23 protein-coding genes are annotated in these 22,863 nt (G+C 73.5%); 11 read left to right on the top strand and 12 right to left on the bottom strand.

From position 1 onward, the window contains the following. The first annotated feature begins 25 nt into the window (after positions 1-25). The gene (locus ACIGXM_RS09965) at positions 26-526 is read left to right on the top strand and encodes a VOC family protein (protein WP_396558811.1); all 501 of its coding nucleotides are present in this window, start codon (positions 26-28) and stop codon (positions 524-526) included. Between the two features lie 266 nt (positions 527-792). Beyond that, positions 793-1,251, top strand: coding sequence for a hypothetical protein (locus tag ACIGXM_RS09960; protein ID WP_396558809.1), 459 nt, complete (start codon positions 793-795; stop codon positions 1,249-1,251). A gap of 30 nt (positions 1,252-1,281) precedes the next feature. Here the strand turns inward: ACIGXM_RS09960 and ACIGXM_RS09955 are convergent, their stop codons facing one another. Further along, the gene (locus ACIGXM_RS09955; RefSeq protein ID WP_396558807.1) at positions 1,282-2,082 is read right to left on the bottom strand and encodes a DNA-formamidopyrimidine glycosylase family protein; all 801 of its coding nucleotides are present in this window, start codon (positions 2,080-2,082) and stop codon (positions 1,282-1,284) included. Positions 2,083-2,193: 111 nt separating this feature from the next. On the opposite strand from ACIGXM_RS09955, the gene ACIGXM_RS09950 reads away from it, so the two are divergent. Continuing rightward, complete coding sequence (locus ACIGXM_RS09950) at positions 2,194-3,588, top strand: NADP-dependent succinic semialdehyde dehydrogenase (RefSeq protein WP_396559166.1); 1,395 nt, start codon at positions 2,194-2,196, stop codon at positions 3,586-3,588. A gap of 37 nt (positions 3,589-3,625) precedes the next feature. On the opposite strand, the gene ACIGXM_RS09945 is transcribed toward ACIGXM_RS09950, so the two are convergent. Next, entirely contained in the window at positions 3,626-3,763 is a 138-nt protein-coding gene (locus ACIGXM_RS09945; protein ID WP_396558805.1) for a hypothetical protein, read from the bottom strand. 248 nt (positions 3,764-4,011) lie between these two features. On the opposite strand from ACIGXM_RS09945, the gene ACIGXM_RS09940 reads away from it, so the two are divergent. Then, the gene (locus ACIGXM_RS09940; protein WP_396559164.1) at positions 4,012-4,704 is read left to right on the top strand and encodes a uracil-DNA glycosylase; all 693 of its coding nucleotides are present in this window, start codon (positions 4,012-4,014) and stop codon (positions 4,702-4,704) included. An 87-nt stretch (positions 4,705-4,791) separates the two neighbouring features. Here ACIGXM_RS09940 and ACIGXM_RS09935 read toward each other — a convergent pair whose 3' ends face one another. Further along, entirely contained in the window at positions 4,792-6,591 is a 1,800-nt protein-coding gene (locus ACIGXM_RS09935; protein ID WP_396558803.1) for an alkaline phosphatase family protein, read from the bottom strand. Positions 6,592-7,185: 594 nt separating this feature from the next. Here ACIGXM_RS09935 and ACIGXM_RS09930 point away from each other — a divergent pair. The 4 genes from ACIGXM_RS09930 to ACIGXM_RS09915 are packed head-to-tail and all read left to right on the top strand — an operon-like array spanning position 7,186 to position 11,370. Continuing rightward, positions 7,186-8,334 carry an AMP-binding protein gene (locus tag ACIGXM_RS09930; protein WP_396558801.1) on the top strand — a complete coding sequence of 383 codons (1,149 nt, stop codon included), beginning with the start codon at positions 7,186-7,188 and terminating at the stop codon, positions 8,332-8,334. Beyond that, positions 8,334-9,767, top strand: coding sequence for an aldehyde dehydrogenase family protein (locus ACIGXM_RS09925; RefSeq protein WP_396558799.1), 1,434 nt, complete (start codon positions 8,334-8,336; stop codon positions 9,765-9,767). Before ACIGXM_RS09930 ends, ACIGXM_RS09925 begins: the two co-directional genes overlap by 1 nt. Then, complete coding sequence (locus tag ACIGXM_RS09920; RefSeq protein ID WP_396558797.1) at positions 9,760-10,521, top strand: SDR family NAD(P)-dependent oxidoreductase; 762 nt, start codon at positions 9,760-9,762, stop codon at positions 10,519-10,521. Before ACIGXM_RS09925 ends, ACIGXM_RS09920 begins: the two co-directional genes overlap by 8 nt. A gap of 27 nt (positions 10,522-10,548) precedes the next feature. Beyond that, the gene (locus tag ACIGXM_RS09915; protein WP_396558795.1) at positions 10,549-11,370 is read left to right on the top strand and encodes a class I SAM-dependent methyltransferase; all 822 of its coding nucleotides are present in this window, start codon (positions 10,549-10,551) and stop codon (positions 11,368-11,370) included. Between the two features lie 64 nt (positions 11,371-11,434). Here the strand turns inward: ACIGXM_RS09915 and ACIGXM_RS09910 are convergent, their stop codons facing one another. From ACIGXM_RS09910 to ACIGXM_RS09890, 5 genes are all read right to left on the bottom strand, one after another. Next, a complete protein-coding gene (locus tag ACIGXM_RS09910; RefSeq protein WP_396558793.1) occupies positions 11,435-11,953 on the bottom strand; it encodes a hypothetical protein in 519 nt (172 codons plus the stop codon). A 42-nt stretch (positions 11,954-11,995) separates the two neighbouring features. Next, a complete protein-coding gene (locus ACIGXM_RS09905) occupies positions 11,996-12,406 on the bottom strand; it encodes a hypothetical protein (RefSeq protein WP_396558791.1) in 411 nt (136 codons plus the stop codon). Positions 12,407-12,620: 214 nt separating this feature from the next. Further along, positions 12,621-12,935 carry a hypothetical protein gene (locus ACIGXM_RS09900; RefSeq protein ID WP_396558789.1) on the bottom strand — a complete coding sequence of 105 codons (315 nt, stop codon included), beginning with the start codon at positions 12,933-12,935 and terminating at the stop codon, positions 12,621-12,623. Positions 12,936-13,211: 276 nt separating this feature from the next. After that, positions 13,212-13,796 carry an aminoacyl-tRNA hydrolase gene (pth, locus tag ACIGXM_RS09895; protein ID WP_396558787.1) on the bottom strand — a complete coding sequence of 195 codons (585 nt, stop codon included), beginning with the start codon at positions 13,794-13,796 and terminating at the stop codon, positions 13,212-13,214. A gap of 401 nt (positions 13,797-14,197) precedes the next feature. Next, complete coding sequence (locus ACIGXM_RS09890) at positions 14,198-14,884, bottom strand: ribonuclease H (RefSeq protein ID WP_396558785.1); 687 nt, start codon at positions 14,882-14,884, stop codon at positions 14,198-14,200. A 182-nt stretch (positions 14,885-15,066) separates the two neighbouring features. Here ACIGXM_RS09890 and ACIGXM_RS09885 point away from each other — a divergent pair, with 182 nt between their 5' ends. After that, positions 15,067-15,585: an SgcJ/EcaC family oxidoreductase gene (locus tag ACIGXM_RS09885; RefSeq protein WP_396558783.1), complete on the top strand. Its 519-nt coding sequence runs from the start codon at positions 15,067-15,069 to the stop codon at positions 15,583-15,585. A 148-nt stretch (positions 15,586-15,733) separates the two neighbouring features. Here ACIGXM_RS09885 and ACIGXM_RS09880 read toward each other — a convergent pair whose 3' ends face one another. Beyond that, complete coding sequence (locus ACIGXM_RS09880; protein ID WP_396558781.1) at positions 15,734-16,261, bottom strand: DUF6817 domain-containing protein; 528 nt, start codon at positions 16,259-16,261, stop codon at positions 15,734-15,736. Then, positions 16,258-17,235: an aminoglycoside phosphotransferase family protein gene (locus tag ACIGXM_RS09875; RefSeq protein ID WP_396558779.1), complete on the bottom strand. Its 978-nt coding sequence runs from the start codon at positions 17,233-17,235 to the stop codon at positions 16,258-16,260. The genes ACIGXM_RS09880 and ACIGXM_RS09875 overlap by 4 nt, the downstream gene beginning before the upstream one ends. A 336-nt stretch (positions 17,236-17,571) precedes the next feature. Here ACIGXM_RS09875 and ACIGXM_RS09870 point away from each other — a divergent pair, with 336 nt between their 5' ends. Next, the gene (locus tag ACIGXM_RS09870) at positions 17,572-18,219 is read left to right on the top strand and encodes a phosphatase PAP2 family protein (protein ID WP_396558777.1); all 648 of its coding nucleotides are present in this window, start codon (positions 17,572-17,574) and stop codon (positions 18,217-18,219) included. A 28-nt stretch (positions 18,220-18,247) separates the two neighbouring features. On the opposite strand, the gene ACIGXM_RS09865 is transcribed toward ACIGXM_RS09870, so the two are convergent. Further along, complete coding sequence (locus tag ACIGXM_RS09865) at positions 18,248-20,347, bottom strand: HAD-IIB family hydrolase (protein WP_396558775.1); 2,100 nt, start codon at positions 20,345-20,347, stop codon at positions 18,248-18,250. A gap of 222 nt (positions 20,348-20,569) precedes the next feature. Here ACIGXM_RS09865 and ACIGXM_RS09860 point away from each other — a divergent pair, with 222 nt between their 5' ends. Next, entirely contained in the window at positions 20,570-21,772 is a 1,203-nt protein-coding gene (locus tag ACIGXM_RS09860; protein ID WP_396558773.1) for an FAD-dependent oxidoreductase, read from the top strand. A 45-nt stretch (positions 21,773-21,817) separates the two neighbouring features. Here ACIGXM_RS09860 and ACIGXM_RS09855 read toward each other — a convergent pair whose 3' ends face one another. Further along, complete coding sequence (locus ACIGXM_RS09855) at positions 21,818-22,573, bottom strand: BTAD domain-containing putative transcriptional regulator (RefSeq protein WP_396558771.1); 756 nt, start codon at positions 22,571-22,573, stop codon at positions 21,818-21,820. Positions 22,574-22,863 lie beyond the last annotated feature (290 nt).

Here is a 22,863-nt window from a genome sequence, read left to right as displayed (position 1 = left end):
GCCCCCACGGCAAGGAGAAACCCCGATGCCCGTCCGCCGTCTCAACCACGCCGTGCTGTACATCCGCGAGGTGGCCCGGTCCGTCGAGTTCTACACCGACGTGCTCGGCTTCAAGGTCGATGTGGAGATCCCCGGCCGCGCCGCCTTCCTCAGCGCCCAGGAGACCCTGAACGACCACGACCTCGGCCTCTTCGCGATCGGCGCCGACGCGCCCGGCCCGCAGCCCGGCCAGGTCGGCCTGTACCACCTGGCCTGGGAGGTCGGCACCCTCGGCGAGCTGGCCGAGATCGGCCGCCGGCTCGACGAACGCGGCGCCCTGGTCGGCGCCACCGACCACCACGTCTCCAAGTCCTTCTACGCCAAGGACCCGGACGGCAACGAGTTCGAGGTGATGTGGCGGGTCCCCCGGGAGGACTGGCCGGGCCCGGACGCGCAGCCCGGCATGCGCCGGCTCGACCTCGCCGCGGCCATCGCGCGCTGGGGCACCGACCTCGCCACCGGGGCCGCCGCCGGGTCGGCCACCTGAGCACCGTCCGGAGCCGCCACCCGCCGTCGCCGAGCGCCGCCGTCCGAAGCCGGACGGCGGCGCTCGGCGATTCAGAGGAAGCTGAGAGCTTGGATCGCTGGCCCGGAGGCCGGCTCCGGCAGCACCATTGACCGAACAGCGTCAACCACCTGGCGGCACCAACTCGCTTTCGACTGAACCGAGTTGCCCTCGTGTCGAGGTCGGCCCGCCGGCTGTCGGGTCGGCCGGGCCGACAGCCCAGGTCCGCAACGGCGATGGAGGCCCTCATGCCCGCACCCGTACACACCCGCACCGCGCCCCGCGTGGTGGCCGCGGCGCTCTGTCTCGCGGTGTCCTGGATCCACGTCCAGGACCAGGGCGGATTCCCCGGCGACAAGACACCCCACTACGTCGGCATCGGCTACTACCTGCTGGAGGCGGCCGGCGTGCTCTGCGCGGCGCTGCTGCTCGCCCGGCCGCGCGCCGGAGCCCGGACGCGGCGCAACACCTGGGCTCTGGCCGCTGGGGTCGCGCTGGGCCCACTGCTCGGGTTCGTCCTCTCGCGCGGCCCGGGGCTGCCCGACTACAGCGACGACAAGGGCAACTGGACCGAACCGCTGGCCCTGGTCAGCGTCGGTGTGGAGGTCACCCTGCTGGCGCTCAGCCTCGCCGCCCTGTACACCGCCGCGTCGGCCGGCGCGCTCCCGGGCGCCCGGCGCCGCGCGGGAGCGGCCCGGGCTCGCTAGGGCTTGTCCGACAAGCCCCAGGGCCTCCGTTCAGCCGGTCGGGCTCGGGCCTCGCTGGCAGTGCGGGCACCAGTACGCCACTCGCCGGTGGGCCGGCTCGCCGTGGTCGGCGGTACGGATCACCGTGCCGCAGCGCAGGCAGGGCCGGCCGGCTCGGCCGTAGACCCAGTGCCGCCGGTCCGGTCGGCTCTCCCCGGTGGTGATGTGGCCGGGGCGCTCGCAGCCGAGCCGGAGCAGCCGCCGGGCCAGCGCCAGCACCCGTTCCTGCCCCGGCAGCTCGCCGACCGCCGACCAGGGCGTGACCCCGCCCAGGAAGCACAGCTCGTTGGCGTAGACGTTGCCGATGCCGGCCAGGTTGCGCTGGTCCAGCAGAGCCTCGGCGACCGGGCGGCCCGGGTCGGCGGCCAGCCGCCGCAGCGCCTCGGCCTGGTCCCAGTCCGGCCCGAGCAGGTCGGGCCCGAGGTGACCGACGGCCATCGCCTCGTCCGCCGTGCGCAGCAGCTGGACCACCGGCAACCGGTAGCCCACCGCGATCTGCTGCGGATTGCCCAGCACCGCCCTGATCTGCCAGGCCGGCCCGCCGTTCCACCGCTCGCCGGGCCGGAACACCTGCCAGCGCCCGTCCATCCGCAGGTGGGTGTGGAGCGTGAGGCCGCCGTCCAACCGGGTGAGCAGGTGCTTGCCGCGCGGCGTCACGTCCAGCACCGCGCGCCCGGTGAGGTCGGCGGTGGCGTGCGCGGGGACCCGCAGCTCGGCCGTGGTCAGCACCTGGCCGGCCAGCGCCCGGTGCAGCCGCGCGGCGGTACGGAAGACGGAGTCACCCTCGGGCATGCCCCCAGCATGCCCGACCGCCCGCACCGCACCGCCTACCCGCACCGCACCGCCGCCCGGCCGGGGATACCCTCGATGGGCGGGCAGCGCCCGCGTCGAGAGGAGCCGACGATGGCGATCGCGACCGTGAACCCGGCGACCGGGCACACCCTGCGGACCTTCGAGCCCTACTCCCCCGCCGCCGTCGAGGAGCGGCTGGCCCGGGCGACCGAGACCTTCGCACAGTACCGGCTGACCGACTTCGGCCGCCGCGCGCAGCTGCTGAACCGGGCCGCCGAACTGCTCGACGCCGACCGGGAGACGATCGCCCGGGTGATGACCACCGAGATGGGCAAGCCGCTCACCGCCGCCCGCACCGAGGCCGCCAAGTGCGCCAAGGCGATGCGGTGGTACGCCGAGCACGCGCCCGCGCTGCTCGCCGACGAGCACCCGGCCGCCGTCGACGTCGAGGACTCCGGCGCGGCCCGGGCCTGGGTGCGCTACCGCCCGCTCGGCGTGGTGCTGGCCGTGATGCCGTGGAACTTCCCGCTCTGGCAGGTGGTGCGGTTCGCCGCGCCGGCCCTGATGGCGGGCAACGTCGGGCTGCTCAAGCACGCCTCGAACGTGCCGCAGACCGCGCTCTACCTGGAGGACCTCTTCCGCGGCGCCGGATTCCCACTGGGCTGCTTCCAGACCCTGCTGATCGAGTCGGCCGCCGTCGAGGCCGTGCTGCGCGACCCGCGGGTGGCCGCGGCGACGTTGACCGGCAGCGAGGGTGCCGGGCGGGCGGTGGCCGCGACGGCCGGCGACGAGGTCAAGAAGACCGTGCTGGAGCTGGGCGGCAGCGACCCGTTCGTGGTGATGCCCTCGGCGGACGTCGCGGCGGCGGCCCGGACCGCGGTGACCGCCCGGGTGCAGAACAACGGCCAGTCCTGCATCGCGGCCAAGCGCTTCATCGTGCACGGGGACGTCTACGAGGAGTTCACCGCCGCCTTCACCGCCCGGATGGCCGCGCTGCGGATCGGTGACCCGCTGGAGGAGGCCACCGAGGTCGGCCCGATCGCCACCCGGCAGGGGCTGGACGAACTGGCCGAGCTGGTCGACGACGCGGTGGCCAAGGGCGCCCGGATCGAACACGGCGGCCACCGGTCGGAGGAGCTGGGGGCCGGCTGGTTCTACCCGCCGACCGTGCTGACCGGCATCACGCCGGAGATGCGGATCCACCACGAGGAGGCGTTCGGCCCGGTCGCCACGCTCTACCGGGCCGAGAGCCTGGACGAAGCGCTCGCGCTGGCCAACGACACGCCGTTCGGGCTCAGCTCCAACGTCTGGACCCGGGACGAGGAGGAACAGGAGCGCTTCGTCCGCGACATCCAGGCCGGCGGCGTCTTCTTCAACGGGATGACCGCCTCCCACCCGGCGCTGCCGTTCGGCGGCGTGAAGCGCTCCGGCTATGGCCGGGAGCTGTCCGGGCACGGCATCCGCGAGTTCTGCAACGCCACCACGGTCTGGATCGGCGCGAGCTGACGGGCTCGCACCGCGTGCGGTTCAGTCCCCGCCGAGCTCAGTCCTCGCCGAGCACCGCGTACCACTCGGCGTCGTCGGCGTCGAACTGGTCGACCGGCTCGTCCTCCCGGGCGACGCGCTGGACCTGTTCCGCCATGTCGGCCGGCTCGCCCGGGCTGGCACCCTCGTTCTCCATCTGCGCTCTCCTTCGGTCGGTGATCGGTTTCCGGTGAGCGCCCCGGGTCGCGTTGCGCCGGCCCGGGGCGATCATGGGCTGGTCGTTACCCAGATCGATCGTGTCCCAACCGCCGGGCGGCCGGGATGGCCCCGAACGGCGCACGGTACGGGCGGCCGGCGATCTACCATGCAGTTGTGGCCCGAACCTCCCCCGATCCCGCCGAACTCGCCCGCGGCGCAGCTTCGCTGAGCACGCTGGACGAGCTGATGATCGACTGCCGGGCCTGCCCGCGGCTGGTCGCCTGGCGGGAGGAGGCCGCCCGGACCAAGCGCCGCGCCTTCCGGGACTGGACGTACTGGGCCCGGCCGGTGCCCGGCTTCGGACCGCCGGACGCCCCGCTGGCGCTGGTCGGTCTGGCCCCGGCGGCGCACGGCGGCAACCGGACCGGCCGGATCTTCACCGGCGATCCGTCCGGCGATCTGCTGTACGGCGCGCTCCACGAGATCGGGCTGGCCTCCCGCCCGGTCTCCGAGCGGGTCGGCGACGGACTGGAACTGTACGGAGTGCGGATCACCAACCCGGTCCACTGCGCGCCACCGGACAACCGGCCGAACGCGGTCGAGCGCACCACCTGCCGGCCCTGGCTGGAACGCGAACTGGTCCTGCTCCGGCCCGGGTTGCGGGCGGTACTGGTGCTCGGCGGTTTCGCCTGGCAGGCGACGCTGCCGGCGCTCGCCACCGCCGGCTGGCAACTCCCGCGACCGCGACCGGGTTTCGCGCACGGGGCTCGGATCGCCCTGGCCGCGGCGGACGACGGGCCGCCGCTGACGCTGCTCGGCTGCTACCACGTCAGCCCGCGCAACACCTCCACCGGGCGCCTCACCCGCCCGATGCTGCTGGACGCGCTGGGGGCGGCAGCCGAGGCGGCGGGCCTCCGTCCGGGAACGCCGCCGGCCTGATCCGGCGACCGCGACCGCCCGTGCCTCCGGCGGCGACGGGGTGCGCCGGAGGAACGGGCGGATCTCAGCGGTCGGCTCGGCCGGTCGTCAGCTCACCGTGAGGGTGAGCGGGCCCGCCAGCGCCGTGTAGCCGTCGTTGTAGAGGTACCAGACGGCATACGTGCCGGGACCGGAGAGGCTGCTGGTGCCGAAGGTCAGGCTGCCGCTCCCGCTCGGGGCGTACTGCCAGGTCAGCGAGGACTGCTGGCCGGGCGTCACCCCGGTCGGGTAGATCCCGATCCAGTTGGTCGAGCTGGTGGTCGACGCCGGGGTCGAGTACTGGAAGGTGACGCTCGCGCCGTTGGCCACGCTCGGCGTGCCGGTGGTCAGCGTGCTGGTCGGCGCCGGGGTGGAGTTCGGGACGAAGGCGTCGTTGAGCGGCGTCGCGTAGGTGTCGTTGGCGGTGATGCCGGGCAGGCCCAGCGCCGCCTCGATGGTGCGGGCGGTGCTGTAGTGGTCGTAGCGGGTGGCGCTGGTGGTGCCGGCCGGGACGGTGCCCTGCGAGCCGTCGACGATCGCGGCCACCTGGTTGTCGGGCTGGCTGCTGTCCTCGTCCCACGTGACGATCAGCAGCGACTTCTGGGTGGTCCAGGCCGGCGACTGCAGGATCGGCGTCAGGGTCTGCTTCAGCCAACCGTCCTGGGTCTTCAGGCTGGTGGCGTTGCCGTTGCCGGAGGACTCACCGTCGTAGTAGTCGTCGGCGGCGATCCAGGAGAACGCCGGGGTGGTGGCCGCGCTCTGCAGATCGGTGGTCAACTGGCTGGTGTCGAAGAGATGGGCCGCGCAGCGGGTCGAATTGCCGCTGACGTCGGTGTAGTTGATGAACGGCGCGTCGTCCGGCTCGTAGTAGGAGTCGTACTGGGTGGTGGTGTTGCAGGGAGTGCCCATCCCCTGCTCGTACGCCTTCCAGGTCTTGCCGGCCGCCTCGATCCGGTCGCCCAGGTTGGTGCCCGGGTCGTTGACGTGCGGCCAGTAGGTCGCACCGGTGGTGTAGGTGTCGCCGCCCGCGACGGCGAGGTAGTTCTCGTCGCTGGGGTGGTACACGGCGTGGTAGTTCGACATCGACGCGCCCTGTGCCATCAGGCTGTGCAGGAACGGCGTGTCGGTCGGGTCGTTCATCACCTCCGAGTAGTCGGTGTTCTCCATCATGACCATGAAGACGTGGTCGTAGCCGGGCACCTTGGAGACCGGCGGGGTGAGGGCGGCCGCGGTGACGGGGGTGGACAGGGTCAGCGACAGGTTGTCCAGGTAGCCCGACTCCCCGGAGCTCTGCAGGAACTGCACCTCGACCAGGATCGAGCGGGTACCGGCCGGGACGGCGCCGGTGCTGCTGCGGGCGAGGAACGACGTGGCGTCGGAGCGGTCGGCGGCGGAGACGGTGGGCAGCTCGGCGGTGCTGCCGAGCTGCTGGCCCGAGCCGTTCCGGAACTGCAGCGAGACCTGGACGTAGCCCGCGTAGGTGGTCCAACCGCCCAGCCAGCCGGACAGGTTGTAGCTGACGCCGCCGCCGTCGATCGCGGTGGCCGCGGAGGAGACGTCGACGGTCTGCTCCATCGCGCCGTCACCCTGGTTGCCGGGGGCGAAGAACGCCGTGCCGGGCGCGGGACTGGCCGGGTGGGCGAAGCTCCCCGCCGAGTAGCAGATGACGTCCGGGCTGCCGGACAGCACCGTCCAGCCCGGCATGGTGGTGGCCGCGGTCCAGTCGGTGGTGCAGTACCCGGCCTCGGCATCGCCGTTAACGATCAGGTTCCCGCTGGTGGTGGCCGCGCCCGCGCTCGCGGGCGTCACCGCGAGCAGCGCGCCCAGCAGGGCGAATACGCAACCGAGCGCTCGCCAAAGTCGTCTCATCTCCGGTAACCCATCCTGGTTGGTGTGACCGGCCCGGTGTGACCGGCCGAGGTGAACGTCCGTCAGTGCCGGGTCATTGCTAACGGTCCCGGCTGTCCGGGCGGGGAACGCCAGGCCAACACCGGCGCAAGAGATGCCGCTCGGACCGCCCGCCCCGGGGCACGCCGCACCAACGGTCGTTGCGTTGTGTTTCATTTCTGTCACAATTCGTAGTCGGACAGGCGCGATCGGGCGGTACCGCCCTGGTCCCGACCGGTCCGTGCAGCGCTCGCTCCCGATCTCCCGTCCCGTCCCCGCCTCCTCCCCCGGTCGGTGTTCCCGGCTCCCACGCCGGAGTTCCGGCCGCCGCGCGCTGCCCGCGGCCGGGAGGCCTCCGTCCCCAGGGCCGCTGCCCTGCCCAACCAGAGAGGTGGAACCCCGTGTCGCGTCCCACCGACGGCCAGTTCCTCGACCAGAAGATCGACACCTGCTTCGGCCACCCGACCCTGGTCTGAGGCGCGCCCGCGCGGACCGCCGTCCGGGCCGGGCGCCGATGGCGACGTCCGGCCCGGTCCCACGGCCCGTACCTGCCCGCACGTCTCCCAGGAGCCCGAGATGACCACCCGTTCCGACCTCGCCGGCGTCTGCGACGCCCAGCCCGGCACCGGCTTCGGCGACACCGCCGACTTCGAGCGTCCCTTCGACGCCCCACCCTCGCCCGACGAGCTGGTCCAGCTGGCGATGCGCTGGCACTTCGGCCCGCGCACCGGCTCGCCGTACTGGCTGCGGAAGGCACGCAGCCTGCCCTTCGACCCGCGGACCGACGTCAAGTCCCCCGCCGATCTGCTGCTCTTCCCCGACGTCGCCGAGGAGTGGCGCACGGTGCCGGTGGCCGACCTGGTCCCGCGCGGCAGCCTGACCGGGGTCCGGCCGCCCGCCGTCTACGAGAGCGGCGGCACCACCGGCCCGCCCAAGCGGATCATCGACGTCACGGCCTTCGGCCGGATCGCCGGCTGGGCCTGCCACTTGCTCGCCCAACACGCCGACGACGGTCTGGGCCGGGCGAGTTGGCTCTACCTCGGGCCGACCGGCCCGCACGGGATCGCCCAGTTGGTCCGGCTGATGGCCGACCGCTGGCAGGCCCCCTGCCTGACCGTCGACTTCGACCCGCGCTGGGTCCGCCGCTGCCTGCGCCTGGGCCGCCCGGACGACGCACGGCAGTACGTCGCCCACCTGGCCGACCAGGCCGTGGAGTTGCTGCGCTCGCAACCGATCGCCGTGCTGTTCGCCACCCCGCCGCTGCTGGAGGAGATCGCCGGCCGGCCCGCGCTGCTCGACCTGCTGCGCTCGCAGCTGCGGGCCGTGCTCTGGGCGGGGACCACGATGGACCCGGAGACCATGCGGCTGGTGCGTGAGGAGCTGCTGCCGGGGGTCGCGCTGGTCGGGCTGTACGGGAACACCCTGATGGGCACCGCCCCACAACGCCCCAGCCAGGACGGTGATTCGGAGCCGTGCGTGTTCCAGCCGCACCACCCCTACACCATGCTGTCGGTGGTCGATCCCGCCACCGGTGCGGAGGTCGGCTACGGCGAGACCGGCCAGGTGCGGATCCACCACCTGAACCGCGACTTCCTGCTGCCGCAGTCGCTCGAGCGCGACCTGGCGATGCGGATCGCCCCGGTGCCGGCGTTCCCGTGGGACGGCGTGGCCCGGGTGCGCCCGATCGGGCAGTGGCCCGCCGGGGTCCTCGAAGGGGTGTACTGATGCTGCTCGGGCGGGCCCGGGTGAACCGGTCGGCCGTCACCGCGGTGGACGTGGTCCGGCCGTCCGGCGAGTACCGGTCGCTGCTGCGCCGGCCGATCCGCTCGGTCAGCGGCGAGCACCTCGCCGACCTCTCGCTCGCGCCGGGACTGCTGGTCCGCCAGGTCCTGGCCGAGCAGGTGGCCGCGCCGGGCCAGCGCACCGACGACCGACTCGCCGCCATCGCCACCGCCGGCGAGCTGTTCGCCACCGCCACGCTGGCGGGCGAGTCCCCGGAGGACTACTGCCACGCCCAGGCCAGGTGCTCCGGCGCGCCGAGCACGGTGGCCCGTCGTGGCCTGGCGCTGATCGCCTCCTGCACCGCGGGCCTGCGCGAGGACCTCGCCCGGCAGCGGCCGGCCGGCGTGACCACCGACTGGCGCCAGGCGCTGCGCACCGGGCGCCCGCTGTGGTCCCGGCGCGGTCGCACGCTGGCGGTCAGCGCGGCCGGCAACCATCCCGGCGCGCACGCCGTGTGGCTGCCCGCGCTCGGCCTCGGCTACCGGGTCGCGCTGCGGCCCTCGCACCGTGACCCGTTCACGGCGCGCCGGCTGGTGCACGCCCTGCGGGCGGCCGGCCTGGCCCCGGCGTACTGCTCGCTGCTGCCCACCGAGCACGACGCCCTGGACACCCTGGTGGCCGCCGCCGACCTCGCGGTCCTCTTCGGCGGTCCCGACCTGCAGGCCCGCTACGGCGACCGGGCCCGGGTGCGGGTGGAGGGCCCGGGCCGGGCCAAGATCCTGGTCGGCCGCGACACCGACCCACGGACGGCGCTGGACGTGGTCGCCGCCTCGGTCGCCGACCAGGGCGGGGTGCTCTGCACCAGTGCCACCGCCGTCTTCGCCGAGCACGATCCGGCCGGGCTCGCCGCGGCGCTCGCGGACCGGCTCTCCCGGTTGCCGGCGCTGCCCCCGGAGCACCCACGGGCGGCGCTGCCCGTGCTGCCGGCCGAGCGGGCCCGGGCGATCACCGCCACCGCGCTGAGGCAGGCCGGCGGCGCGCCCGAACTGGCCTCGCGTGGCGCCCTGGTGGCCGAGCTCGGGGACGGCAGCGCGGCGTTGCGCCCGGCGGTGTTCCTGCTCGACCGCGTCGACCATCCGGCGGCCGGGGTGGAGCTGCCGTTCCCGTGCGTCTGGGTACTGCCCTGGTCACCCCGGGACGGCGTGCGGCCGCTGCGTGGTTCGCTCGCGCTCACCGTGCTCGGCGCGGACGACCACTTCTTCGGCCGGTGCGCCGCCGAGCCGACCATCCGGCTGCTGCACCGCGGGCCCACCCCGACCTGGGACTGGCCGGCCGGCTCGCCGCACGACGGCTACCCGGGCGAGTTCCTGATGCGGGCGAAGACCCTGACTGACCACCAACTCCACCACAGTGAAGATGAGTTGACCGATGAGTGATCTGGTCGGCCGGTCCGCCGTGGTGACCGGCGGCGGTTCCGGGATCGGCCTGGCCACCGTGCGGGCCCTCGTCGAGCGCGGTGCCAGAGTGACCGCGCTGGACCTCGACCCGTCCCGGGTACCGGCACCGGCCCGGGCGGTGACCGCCGACCTGCGCGACGAGGCGGCCGTGCGGACCGCCGTGGACGCGGCGGCCGCGGCGCAGGGCGGGCTCGACGTGCTGGTCAACAACGCGGCCGTGGCGGGCGGGGCCGGCGGTGTCGAGCAGCACCCGCTCACGCTGTGGCGACAGGTGTACGAGGTCAACGTGCTCGGCATGGTGTGCGCCAGCCGGGCCGCCCTGCCGCACCTGCGCCGCTCGGCGCACCCGGCCATCGTCAACCTCTGCTCGATGGTCGCGACCACCGGGCTGCCGGACCGGGCGATGTACGCGGCCAGCAAGGGCGCGGTGCACGCGCTGACCCTGGCCATGGCGGCCGACCTGGTCGGCGAGGGGATCCGGGTCAACGCGGTGAGCCCGGGCACCACCGACACCCCGGCGATCGCCGCGCTCGCCGCCTCGGCGGCCGATCCACCGGCGGCGCTGGACGACCTGCGGGCCCGGATGCCGATCCGCCGCCTGGTGGCGCCCGAGGAGGTCGCCGCCGCGATCGCCTTCCTGGTCGGCCCGCTCGCCGCCGCGGTGACCGGGACCGTGCTCACCGTGGACGGCGGACTCGGCAGCATCCTCCCGGCCGCGTCGCGGCCGGTCTGACCCCAAGCGCGCCAGGAAGGACGACAGATGCCCAGCGGTACCCGCCGCCTCGCCCCCGAGGCAACCCGCACCGAACGCTACGGCGACCACCTGTTCCGGCTGGACGAGCCGGAACACCGGCGGCTGCGGCTCCTCGGCGAGGTCTTCGACCCGCTGACCTTCCGCTGCCTGGCGAGCGCGCCGATCCCACCGGGAGCACGCTGTCTGGACGTCGGCACCGGCGCCGGCTCGGTGGCCCGCTGGCTCTCCCGGCGACTCCCGGACGGCGAGGTGGTCGCCACCGACCTGGCGCCCGAGCTGCTCGGGCCGCCGGCCGAGCGCAACCTCACCGTGCTGCGCCACGACGTCACCGTCGACCCGTTCCCCGACGGCTCGTTCGACCTGATCCACGTCCGCTTCGTGCTCAGCCACCTGCCGCGGCGCCGCCAGATCCTGCACCAGATGGCCCGCTGGCTGCGGCCGGGCGGGCGGCTGGTGCTGGGTTCGTTCGGCTGGTTCCCGCTGGACTCCTCGCCGCACGAGGACTACCGGCAGGCGATGGACGCGCACTGCCGGCTGACCCGCGACCGGATCGGCACCGACGCCCGCTGGTCGCGCAGCCATCCGCTGCCGCTGCGGGCGGCCGGGCTGGACCGGCTGGGCGTGGAGACCGCCGTCCCGCAGTTGCAGGGCGGCAACGCCGTCGCCGACTTCTGGCGCCGAACACTGGCCGCCGCCGGCCCCGCCCTGCTGGACGGCGGCTACCTCACCGAGGACGCGCTGACCGCGGCGCTGGACCGCCTGCAGGACCCCGGCTTCTGGGACCTCTCGCCCGCCTTCGTGCAGAGCTGGGGCTACCGCCCGCGCTGAGCGTCCCCGGCTCCCCGGCCATCCGGGTCCGGCCCGGCCCCAGGCCCGCACTCGCCGCCGGGACTCACGCGAGGGCACCCGCCGCGGGGGTGGCGTGCTTCCCCGAACCGTGCTTCCCGGGCCGGGGCGACACACCGACCGGCGCCGTCACGGGCGCGCCACCCGGCTCCGCCTCGGGTCGTCCGGCGCCGCGATCGGGTTCCGCGGTGCTCCCGACGGTGCTCGCCCGGCTCCTCGCGGCCCGCAGCGCGGCCACCGTCGGCTCCGGGAACGCCGAGGTGACGGCGATCCGGGCGAACGGCGCGGGCCGGCGCAGATCGACGCAGACCACACCGCCACGCCGGGGACGGACGGCGAAGAAGTCCCGCCCACCCGGATGCCGCCACACCCCCAGGCAGAGCGCACCGGGAATCAGCAGGCCGCTCTCCCGCTCGCCCCGCAGCGCGCGCCACGGGTCCGGCTGGGCGGCGATCCGGTCCACCGCCGTCAGCGGCACCTCGATGTCACCGTGCCGGGCTGCGGCCCGCTCCCACCAGGCCAGTCGGACCAGCAGCCGGTCACCCTCGGCCGTCAGCCTGGCCATCGCTCCCTCCCCTCCCGCTGCGTCGCCGCTCCGTCCGCCCGGTCAGCCGCCGGCCGGCCAACCGGTGCCCGCGGTTCGGCGCTCGGCGTCGGGTGGTCCGAGCTGTTCGGGCTGGACGTGGGCCTGGGCGGCCAGCAGCGGCGCGCCATGACGCTCGGACCGGTGCCCGACGCGGTCCCCGATCTGCTGGCGGGGCGTGCCGGTGGGGCCCGGCGGCATCGGGATCAACCGGCGCGCCACGATCCGGCCCACCCAGCGCCGCCCGCACTCCGGGCACGGCGGGGCACCCGCGGGGGTGTACGGGGAGCCCACCACGACACCGTCCCGCGAGAAGTACTCCCAGTCGTCCCCTTCCAGGTCGCGGTAGTGCTGGACGTCGTAGTCGATGCTCCACCGGTTCCAGCAGTGGCCACACGTGAACTCCGCACGCTCCAGGGCAAGTTCCGTGATCACCGGGTCCACCTCCTCCACCCGCGCATGCTGTTCGTCAGCCGGTCGCCCACGGGCGGGCGCGTGGCCTCCCGCCGGTCCCGCTCACCGAAGGGGCTCGTACGGATCGGCCTCGCGCTCGCGTTCCGCTGTCGACGCATATCCATGCATACCGGTCATATACTCCAGCCTCGTCGGCGTTGGCAAGCCCCTCGGCACGGGGGCGGCGGCCGACGGATCAGTCGCCCTCCCGTGCGATCTCGAGGGCGAGCGCCTGCAGGATCTCCTCCGTCGAGGTCGTGGGTTCCGTCTCGTCGTAGGCGTCCGCAACCGCCTCGAACGCCATGACGAACCCGCTGACCAGGGCACTCAGCGGTTCGGAGAGCTGGCCCAGCACGGACATCCCGACCTCCCTCGCGTCCGCGCCGACCGGTACCAGGAAGTGGTCGGGGATCACCTCGCCGAGCAGGTCCGAGACGTAGTCGGTCCCGACACCACTGCGCAGCCCCGTGAGCGCCGCGATGGCCTTGAGCCTGATCTCGCCCTCGGTCATGGGGCGGGGCTGGGAGGTGAGGTCGGGCCGCGGTCTCGACGTGGCGGCGCCTGGCCGTCCTCGCCCCGGGCATGGTGATCCTCAGGACTCCGTCGGCGAGCGACGCCCTGACCCAGCCGGCCTCGGTGTCGTGCGGGCAGAGTCATCGCAGTTCACCTCCGCGAACGGGGATTCGGGGTACTGCCCCGCTACTTCCATGCTGGTCGCCGGCCGCGCTCCTGGCGAGCGGGAACGGCACCCCGCCTGGTTCACCGTCCGCGACGGGACGGCCACGGCTCATGCGTCGGCGGTGTGCAGTGCGTCCTGTGCCCGGTTCAGGCCGCGGACCACCAGCGCCTCGACGGCGTTCGCACAGCGGTCCAGCAGGGTCGGCAAGGCCGCCTGCTCGGCCGGCGAGAACTCCTGGAGGACGAACTTCCCGACCGGCTGGCCCTTCGGTGGGCGTCCGAGCCCGAAACGGAGCCGGAGGAAGTCGCGCGTTCCCAGCACGTCACCGACCGAACGTGCCCCGTTGTGTCCACCCGGACCGCCGCCGCGCTTCAACCGGATGACACCGAAGGGGAAGTCCAGCTCGTCCTGCACCACCAGCAGGCGCTCGGTCGGCACGCCGTGCGCCCGCAACACGGAGACGACCGGGCGGCCGGACAGGTTGATGAACCAGAGGGGCTTGGCAAGGACCACCCGACGGCCGTCGACCTCGATCTCCGCGACCCGGCAGCTGATCCCCCGCAGCTTGAACCTGGCGCCGTGACGCTCCGCGAGCCGGTCGACGACCAGGAACCCGGCGTTGTGCCGCGTCCCGCCGAACCAGGGTCCGGGGTTGCCGAGCCCCGCGACCAGCCAGCGCTCTTCAGCCTTCATCGACGCGAACCCCCAGGTACCAGTTCACCACCGGCCGCGGCCCCGGCACTCGGCCGGTGATGAAGACGCCGGACGCCCCGTCCGGCCGGACCAGCGAGCCTACCAGCGCCGACGCACTGCCACGGGCCGCCCGGGCAGTCCAGGATCCGCGGCGAGAGGGCGTGGGTCAGTCCGAGCACGGCGCGTCTGGCCGTTGGTGCGGGCGATGGAGTCGGGACGCGGCGAATACGCGGACGGTGCACCGTCGTTGACCAGGCGTCCGCCGACCGGTGACTGCGACCGCGTGGTGCGGAAGGCCTCCCGCGAGCTGGCCCGCGCCGACCCGGTGGGCGCTCGGCAGCCCGGGCGGCACCTCACCGGTGACCGCCGCTCACGGAAGGAGCGCGCCCGAACTCACACCTTCACGCCTGCGCCTGCGCCTGCGCGCACTCGGGGTGGCCCCAGCTGCCTCCCACCTTGGTGATGAGGTCACCCTTGCCGTACGGACGGGTGCACGGGCAGGTCCCGGGGAACCGGGCGGCGAGGGTGGCCCGGCGGCCTCCGGCACCGGACGTCGCGGCCGGCGCGCGGCGCTTGCTCCGGGCGGCGGGGGCGCTGACCGGGTCCGGCGCGGGGAGATCGGCCGCGGTGCCACCGGCCGCCTGCTGGCTGCGCGCGGCGTCGCTGGCGGCCTTGTCGGCGATCGCGTTCAACGGGTCACCGTTCACCTGGTGCGCGGGCACGTACACGAAGGTGACGTCACGGTCCGCGAGGAGCGCGTCGATGCGCTGGATCAGCTCGCGGTTGGCTACCGGCTTGCCCCCGGCGGTCTTCCAGCCGTTGCGCTTCCAACCGGCCAGCCACTTCGTGACCGCGTCGCGGGTGTAGGTGCTGTCGAGCCGCACCTCCAGCGGGACCGTCGGATCCGTCGCCTCCAGCAACTGCTCCAGGGCGGTCAACTCGCCCACGTTGTTGGTGCTGTGCCCGAGCGGGCCGGCCTGCCAGCGCCGGGGCGTTCCGGTGCTGTCCGCGACCACGAAGGCCCAGGCAGCCGGGCCCGGGTTGCCCTTGGCTGCTCCGTCACATGCTGCGATGACTCGTTCGACCATGCCCCTATGATCGCAGGCGCCGCGCCCCGGCCGGTCACACCGAGCGGTCGGCAGTCACGGTCCACGCCGGGACCGTCCCGGCGAGAAGGTGCTCCGGGCCGCTCCGACGTGCCGGATCGGCTGTGGTGGGTCAGCCTGGGGCTATCCCTCCGTCTGATCACCGACCACGCAGGAGGAGCGCCATGAGACGCAGGCACGCCATGGGCATCGCGCTCGCCACCGCCACCCTGTTCGCCGGCACCGGAGCGACGTACGCAACCGGAAGCCACGCTCTGTACCCGGTCGACCGCACTGCCGCCGTCAGCAGCACCCAGATGCCCTCCGCGGGACAGATCGCCGCCCTGTTCGACCAGTGGAACGCGGCCCTGGCCACCGGCGACCCGAACCGTGTCGCGGACCTCTACGCTCCCGACGCGGTACTGCTACCGACCGTCTCCGCCGAAATCCGCACCACCCGGGCCGGGATAGTCGACTACTTCCAGCACTTCCTGGTGAACAAGCCGGTCGGCAAGATCCAGGAGCGGTTCATCAACATCCCGGATCCCACCACCGCGATCGACACCGGCCTCTACCAGTTCACGCTGACGCAGAAGGACGGCAGCAAGACCGAGGTCGACGCCCGCTACACCTTCGTCTACGAGCTGCGCGGAGGCAAGTGGCTGATCATCAACCATCATTCCTCCGCGGTGCCCACCGGTTGACGCGTCCTCGGGCGTCAACCACCGGACCCGGAAGGCCTGTTCGGTACCCCTCGGTACCCTCGGCCGGGTCCCGGGTCGGCCCGGGACCCGGCCGCGACAGCCCTCCCCCACGGTCCGGAGCCACTGTCGGATCCGCTGGACGTCTCGATCAGCCCAGTACGTCGCGGCAGTGTTCCCAGGCGGGCTCGGACAGCAAGGGCCGCCAACGGGTGAACAGTTCCAGCAGCGCGGGGCCGAAGCGGTCGCGCATCTCCGGGCTGACGGCGGCGATGTCCAGTTCGTTGGCCGCCGTCAGTTCGGCAAAGTCCCGGCGCTGCTGGGCGGTCGGCCGGGTCCGCGCGCCGGTGAAACGGTCGGCGAACTCGGCGTCGTCCGCGGCGAGGGTGTGGTAGGAGGCCTTGCGGTCGCAGGACGCGTAGAAGTACACCAGCGCCTCGGCCTCGTCGCCGATGGCCTGTACCAGCTCGCCCCGCCGCTCCAGTGGCAGCAGCGCGCCGGGGAATCCGTCGGTGCCGTAGAAGGCGTGGCACAATCCGGCCGACACCAGCACCGGAGGGGCGCCCCAGGAGGCGAGAAGGGCGCTGACCCGGCGCAGATGAGCCATCAGATGGCCGCCGGGATGGTCGATCGCCTCCGCTCCGGCCGCCCGCAACATCGCCAGTGCCTGCTCGGTCACGGTGCTACCGCCTTTCCGAGGGTCGGATTCTGCCTGGTCCCGATCATAGGAGCGCGCTCCGTGAGCAACTCCGCCAGGCGATCCGCGAATTCGATGAGCCGGTCCAAGCGTGGTCCGTCGCGGGCCACCCGGAACCCGTGGCGGCGGCCCCGGAACGCGGCCCGGACGGCATGGAACTGGGCCCAGCGCCGGGCGCGTTCGAGTTCGGCCGCATCGGCGAAGACGTCCACGGTGCGGTGGACAGCCCTGCGCAGGTCGTCCGCCTCGAGGAGCGTCAGCGCGCGCGACTTGAGCAGTGTGCCGGCGTCGTAGGCGGGATCTCCCGCGTACCCCTTGGGGTCGACGGCCAGCCACGGCTCACGGTCCGCGCGCAGGATGTTCCTCGCGTGGAGGTCGCCGTGGACGAGGGTGTCCGGCTGGACGCGGCCCAGCTCGCGGACGGTCGCCATGGCGGCGTCCACCACGTCACGCGACAGCGTGTGCGTCAGCTCCTCGGCGTCCCCGCGCAGCTGCTCCTCCCAGACGTCGGCCTGCTCCCGCAGTCGGGGCAGGCCGGACGGCGCGCAGACGGCCAGGCGGCGATTGATCCGCCCGGCGACCGTCACCACCTCGTCGTCGTCCTCGACCTCCGCCAGCGTCGACGCCCGGACCCGCTCCAGCAGCATCGCGAACCGCTCGTCGTCGCGCTCGTGCAGCAGGACGGCTCCGCGCCCGCCCCACGCCGTGAACGCATCCGGCTCGTGAACGTTACCGGGGTGCGGGAACGACACCTTCAGCACCGCGCTCTCCTCAACCCGCCGTCGCACCGGGACGATCACCCCGACGCCCCCGTGCATGACCTCGCCGTCCGGCACGCACCCCCAGCGTCCGAGCAACTCATCCACGATCCCGGGCAGTTCGGCGAGCCATGCCGCTCCGGGCTCTCCTTCCCGCTCGACGGTGGTCCGCACGAACTCCTCTGGAATCCCGATCATCCGGGCACCCTACGGCCGGCCGGACGCCGCCGCCAGGCAACCCTCCGACCAGGAGGACCACATCTCCGACCAGGGCACCGGGCGGCCGTTCGCGGCGCAGCTCGCGGGTGCGGAAGCGTCACTCATGGTGACGATCCCCCGCGGCGAACGGTGCCACCGGCGATGGCGAGCGATCACGCGCTCCGAGAACCAGACCGCGCTCCAGTACCTGGCCCGCCGTCAGAGGGCGACTGCCGTACGCCTGGCGTTCATGAGTAAGATCTCACCCGTTCACCGTCTACAGTCGCGTAGACCTTTCGGGCAGCAGCCCCGACCGACCCAGAGAGAACCGCCCCCATGACAGCCCACTCCGCGGTCCCGCTCGCCTTCGACGGCTCCGGCATCGACGGCTCCCTGTTCACCAGCGTCACCGACTTCGCCCGAGACACGAAGTGGCTCAACACCCCGATCGACCTGTGGACCAACGCGGGCCTGGGCGTGTTCGCGATCCTCATGCTGATCGGCTGGTGGAACGCCCGCCGGCGCGACACCCGCGCCATGACGCTCGCCCTGGCCGCACCGGTCGCCGTCGGGTTCGCCTTCGCCGTCGCCGAGGTGGCCAAGAAGCTGGTGGCCGAAGTACGGCCGTGCTACTCACTGCCGCACGCCTACTTCGTCGACAGCTGCCCGGTCCGCAGCGACTACGCCTTCCCCAGCGGTCACAGCACCACGGCCTTCGCGTCCGTGGCCGCCCTCTACCTCCTCGACCGCCGACTGAGCGCGATCGCCCTCGCCTTCGCCTTCTTCGAGGGATTCACCCGGGTCTACCTCGGGGACCACTACCCGCATGACGTCATCGGCGCCGCCGTCCTCGCGCTGCCGGTCGCCCTCCTGGCCAGCCGGTTCCTCGGCCGTGCCGCGCTCCCCCTGGTGACGCGGCTGCGCGCCGGAGCGCTCGAACCGCTGCTCACCGCCTCCCCCGCCGGAGCCCACGCCGCGCGCTGAGCCCGGCGAGGCCGCCGCCCCACCGTGATCAACCGCCGGCGGGGCTCCGGATGGCCCGGACGATCCGGGCCGCCCAGTCGGCGGGGCGTTCGTGGCCCAGCAGGGCGGAGAGGCGGTCCAGGCGGGCACGGCGTTCGGCGGGAGTGAGGGCCAAGGCGCGGGTCAGGGTGGCGGCGAGGTCCTCGGGCGACCGGGGGTCGGTGAGCAGCGCGGCGGTCGCGAGTTCCGTGGCGGCGCCGGTGCGGTCGGAGAGCACCAACACGCCGGACCGTCCGGCGGTCGACCGGGCCAGGACCGCCTGGGCAGCGATGAACTCCTTGGCGGTCAGGTTCATCCCGTCCTGGAGCGAGGTCACCCACAGCACGTCGGCCGAGAGATACTGGTCGATCACCTCGGCGAACGGGAGGCCACGCGGAAGGTAGTCGACCGGGCGCCAACTCCCCTCCGACCACGTGTGGTTGACGTCGTCGACGCGCTGTTCGAGGAGCCTGCGAGTGGTGTCGTAGGCGGTGATGCCCGGCTCGGGTGGCGGGCAGACCAGCCGGAAGGTCAACCGCCCGCGCAGCTCGGGGTGCCGGGCGAGCAGCCGGGCGATCGTCTCGACCTTCTGCACCGGGGCCTTGGCGTAGTCGAGGCGTTCCACCGAGAGCACCAGCGGACCGTGCCCCGCTCGACGGTGCGCCAGCCGGTCGCGGGCCAGCTCCTCGATCGCCGGGCGGTCGATGCCGAGCGGGTGGACGCCGAGGCGCGGCAGCCCGGGCCGGCTCCCGGACCGGCCCGCGAGCGTGTGCCGGAAGCGGTCGGCGAAGGCCTCGGTGTGGAACCCGGCCCAGTCCAGCGAGCCGAGTGAGGTGCGGATCTCGGTGGCGACGGGCCCGGGCAGGGCGGCGAAGATCTCCGGAGACGGGAACGGCGTGTGGTGGAACAGTCCGATCCGCAGGTCGGGCCGGGCGCCGCGGAGTAGCCCGGGTACCAACCACAGGTTGTAGTCGTGCAGCCAGACGGTCGCCCCGGGCGCTGCCTGCCGGCCGATGTGTTCGGCGAAGCGCGCGTTCACGGTGCGGTAGTCCGCCCACGCGGTGGCGTCGAAGCGCAGCCGGTCCGGCTCGGACATCAGCACCGGCCAGAGGGTCTCCTTGCAGGCCCGGTGGAAGTAGCCGGCCCACTCGCCGGCGGTCAGCGGGAGCAGCGACAGCGGCTCACCGGGGTGCTGCGCGGCGGCGGGGTCGAGGCCGGGGTCGCCGACGGCGGCGGCCACCCAGACTCCCGGAAGGCCGCTGGAGAAGAGGCTGTTCAGGGTCGGCAGGATGCCGTTGGGACTGGCGGGCGGCTGCCACCCCTGAGGCGTCCAGCTCACCGGCGGGCGGTGGTAGCCGACCACCAACGGGTGTCCGCGGCCCGCGCGCTCGGACTCCGGTATCCACCCCAGATCGTCGAGGGCGGCCAGGATCCCGGCCGCACCCCGCTCCTCGGGCCGGTGGACCAGGGCGGACTCGGGGACCGCCGCGAGCAGGGCGGGTTCGGCCCCGCCGACGATCACACCGTGCGCACCCAGCTGGAAGAGCGACAGGTCGTTGAGCGAGTCGCCGGCGACCAGGATCGACTCCACCGGCCAGTCGAGCTTCTCGGCCAGCGCCCGCAGCGCGCTGCCCTTGGAGACCCCCGCGGGCAGCACGTCGAAGTAGCGGTCACCCGAGTAGAGCCAGCCGCATCCGAGCGCGTGGACGGCCGCGGTGATCCGCTCGCTGAGCGCGTCCGGGGCCAGGTGGTACGAGCAGCGACCGTCCTGGGCCACGCCCTCCTGGTAGGACAGCTCGGGGAAGCGGGCCATCGCCTCGCGCACCCGCCGTCGGCCGGGCCAGCTGGCGCGCAGCTGGTCCTGGATGGCCGACACGGGTGCGAACTCCTCCCCGTCGATCACGCTCGCGCCGACGTCGGCGATGATCCAGCGGGGCTTCGGCACCAGCGGATCCCGCAGGATCTCGCGCACCGAGGAGAGGCCGCGGCCGGTGGCCAGCACCACCGTCACCTCGGGATGGCGGGCCAGAGCGGCGTGCAGCCGACGCCGCTCCGCCTCGTCACCGCCCAGGAGCGTGCCGTCCAGGTCGGTGACCAGAATCCTCAACATCTGCCGGATGTTAACAGGATCACACAATTGAGCGAAGAGACGGTTTCGCCCAACACGACTAGTCCGCCGTACTTCTGACGATCAGTCGGCAAAGCGGGCGGACGCCGGTCAGGCGTCGCGCACGACGGGCGTGATCACGGTTTGACGCCAACGCTAGAGTCGGCAGGGGACGTTGTAGGCATCCGTCGGAGTCGGTCGGGTGGCGCGAGGAAGGGGACCGCGTTGGTGAGGATCATGGTCATCGGCGGTGGAATCGCCGGGGCAGCGGCCGCCCTGGCGCTGCACAAGGCGGGATTCGAGGTCACCGTCCACGAGGCGCACCCGAGCACCGGGGAGGACATCGGCGCCTTCCTCACCCTGGCCAGCAACGGCATGCGCGCCCTCGCGCAGTTCGACGCGGCCGAACCGGTCGCCGACATCGGATTCCCGATCACCACCATGGACGTCGTCGACGAGGCCGGAGCCCAACTGGCTGCCGTGCCGCTCGGCGAGCACGAGAACCCGCTGGCCCGCTACCGCTGCCTGCGCCGCGCCGAACTCGGCGCGGTTCTGCAGAGCGAGGTCCGGCGCCGTGGGATCCCGATCCGGTACGCGGCACGGCTCACCTCCGTCACCGAGAGCGCGACCGGCGTCACGGTCACCTTCGCGGACGGCGACTCGGCCAGCGGCGACCTGGTCGTCGGAGCCGACGGGCTGCACTCCACCGTGCGGTCCCAGCTCGACCCGACCGCGGCGGGGCCGGACTACGCGGGTCAGCGTGTCTTCTACGGGTACACCACCGAGGCGGCGGCGCCCGACGACGCGGCGGGCCGGATCACCATGGTTCGCGGCAGCGGCGCCGCGTTCGGCTACCTGGTCTCCCCCGCCGGCGAGACCTTCTGGTTCGCCCGGGTGCCCGGCCCGGCGCTGACCGCCGAGGTGGTCACCAGGACGACGCCGGGGCAGTGGCGGGATCACCTCCTGCCGATCCTGCGGCCCGATCGCACGCCCGCCGCGGACATCGTCGCGGCGACGGACGACAGGCTGATGGCGACCAACGCCCTGCACCTGAGCCCCGGTACCCGCTGGCACGGCCGGCGCACGGTGCTCATCGGTGACGCCGCCCACGCGGCCTCGCCCGCGACCGGCCAGGGCGCTTCGATGGCGCTCGAGGACGCCGTGGTGCTGGCCAAGGCGCTACGCGACGCGGACACCCCCGGCGCGGCGCTGGACGCCTACGAGCGGCACCGCCGGCCCCGCGTCGAACGGAACATCACGGTGAGCGCCCAACTCACCACCAGCAGGACCACGGACCGGACCCCGCCGCCCGGCACCGACGGGCCACCGGCGCGGGACTCCGAACGCCCCGCCCCGCGGGTGGACGAGGAACTGCTGCGACTCCTCGACTGGGACACCCCGCTGCCGGGAACGCGTCGACCCGCCTGAGGAGCCCCGGTGGCAGCCGGGCCGGCGCCGGACCGGTAGGGGGTACTAGCGGGCGAAGTCCTCGGTGAGGATGCGCTGTTGGAGGCGGCGCAGGGCGGTTCCGGGTTCGAGGCCGAGTTCCTCGTGGAGCGTGCGACGGGCGCGCTGGTAGAGGTCGAGGGCGTCGGCGCGGCGGCCGCACTCCAGGAGGGCGATCATCTCCTTCTCCCAGAGGCCCTCACGCAGCGGGTTGGAGCGGCGCAGGGCGCGCAGTTCGGCGAGCGTGGCGGCGTGGCCGCCGATCCGGTGGCTGGCGTCGATCCGCATCTCGGCGGCGGCCAGGCGGGCCTCCTCGAGGCGTTCGGCCTCAGCCCGGACGATGGGAGAGGTGGGGACGTCGTCCATGGCGCCGCCGCGCCAGAGCGCGAGGGCGTCGCCGAGCACGGTGAACGCCCGCTGGTCGGCGCCGGCGGCGAACAGGTCCTGGCCCTCCGCGTGCAGGACCTCGAAGCGGTGGGCGTCCAACCGGGCGGGGTCGAAGACCAGACGGTAGCCGGGGGCCTTGGTGACCAGGACGCTGCGGTCCCGGTCGCCGAGTTGGTGGCGCAGCCGCATCACGTACTGCTGGACCAGGTTGCGTTGATCGAATTTCTGCTGCGCACCTTCGTACCAGAGTTCCTCGACCAGTCGCTCGATCGAGATGACCCGGCCGGAGGCGGACAGCAGCACGGCTAACAGGATCCGGATCTTCGGTGTTTCGACGGGCTTCCAGACCAGCCCGTCGAACAACTCGAGTGCCCCGAGAATCCTGAAGGCGTTCACTCTCGACTCCGCTCGAAGATCTCGGGGTTGGCGGTTGCCAACCGGTCTTCGGGCAAGGGCATTGGTCGGCGCCCCCTCGCCATCTCGTCATGCTATCCGCAAACGATCCAACTGTTGCGCCGCCGGCTCCAGGGAAGTAGCGACCGATCGACGGTAGCGACCGAAGACCTTCCGTGGGGGGGGGGGGGCCCCGCCCCCCCCGCGGGGGGGGGGGCCGCGCCCCCCCCGGGGGGGGGCGGCCCCCCCCCCCCCCCCCCCCCCGGGGGGGGGGGGGGGGGCGGGGCGCGGGG

The organism is Kitasatospora sp. NPDC052896 (assembly GCF_044547075.1).
Lineage (GTDB): Bacteria > Actinomycetota > Actinomycetes > Streptomycetales > Streptomycetaceae > Kitasatospora.
Note: the sequence above shows the minus strand (reverse complement) of the source record. Positions and strands in the feature narration are given on the sequence as shown.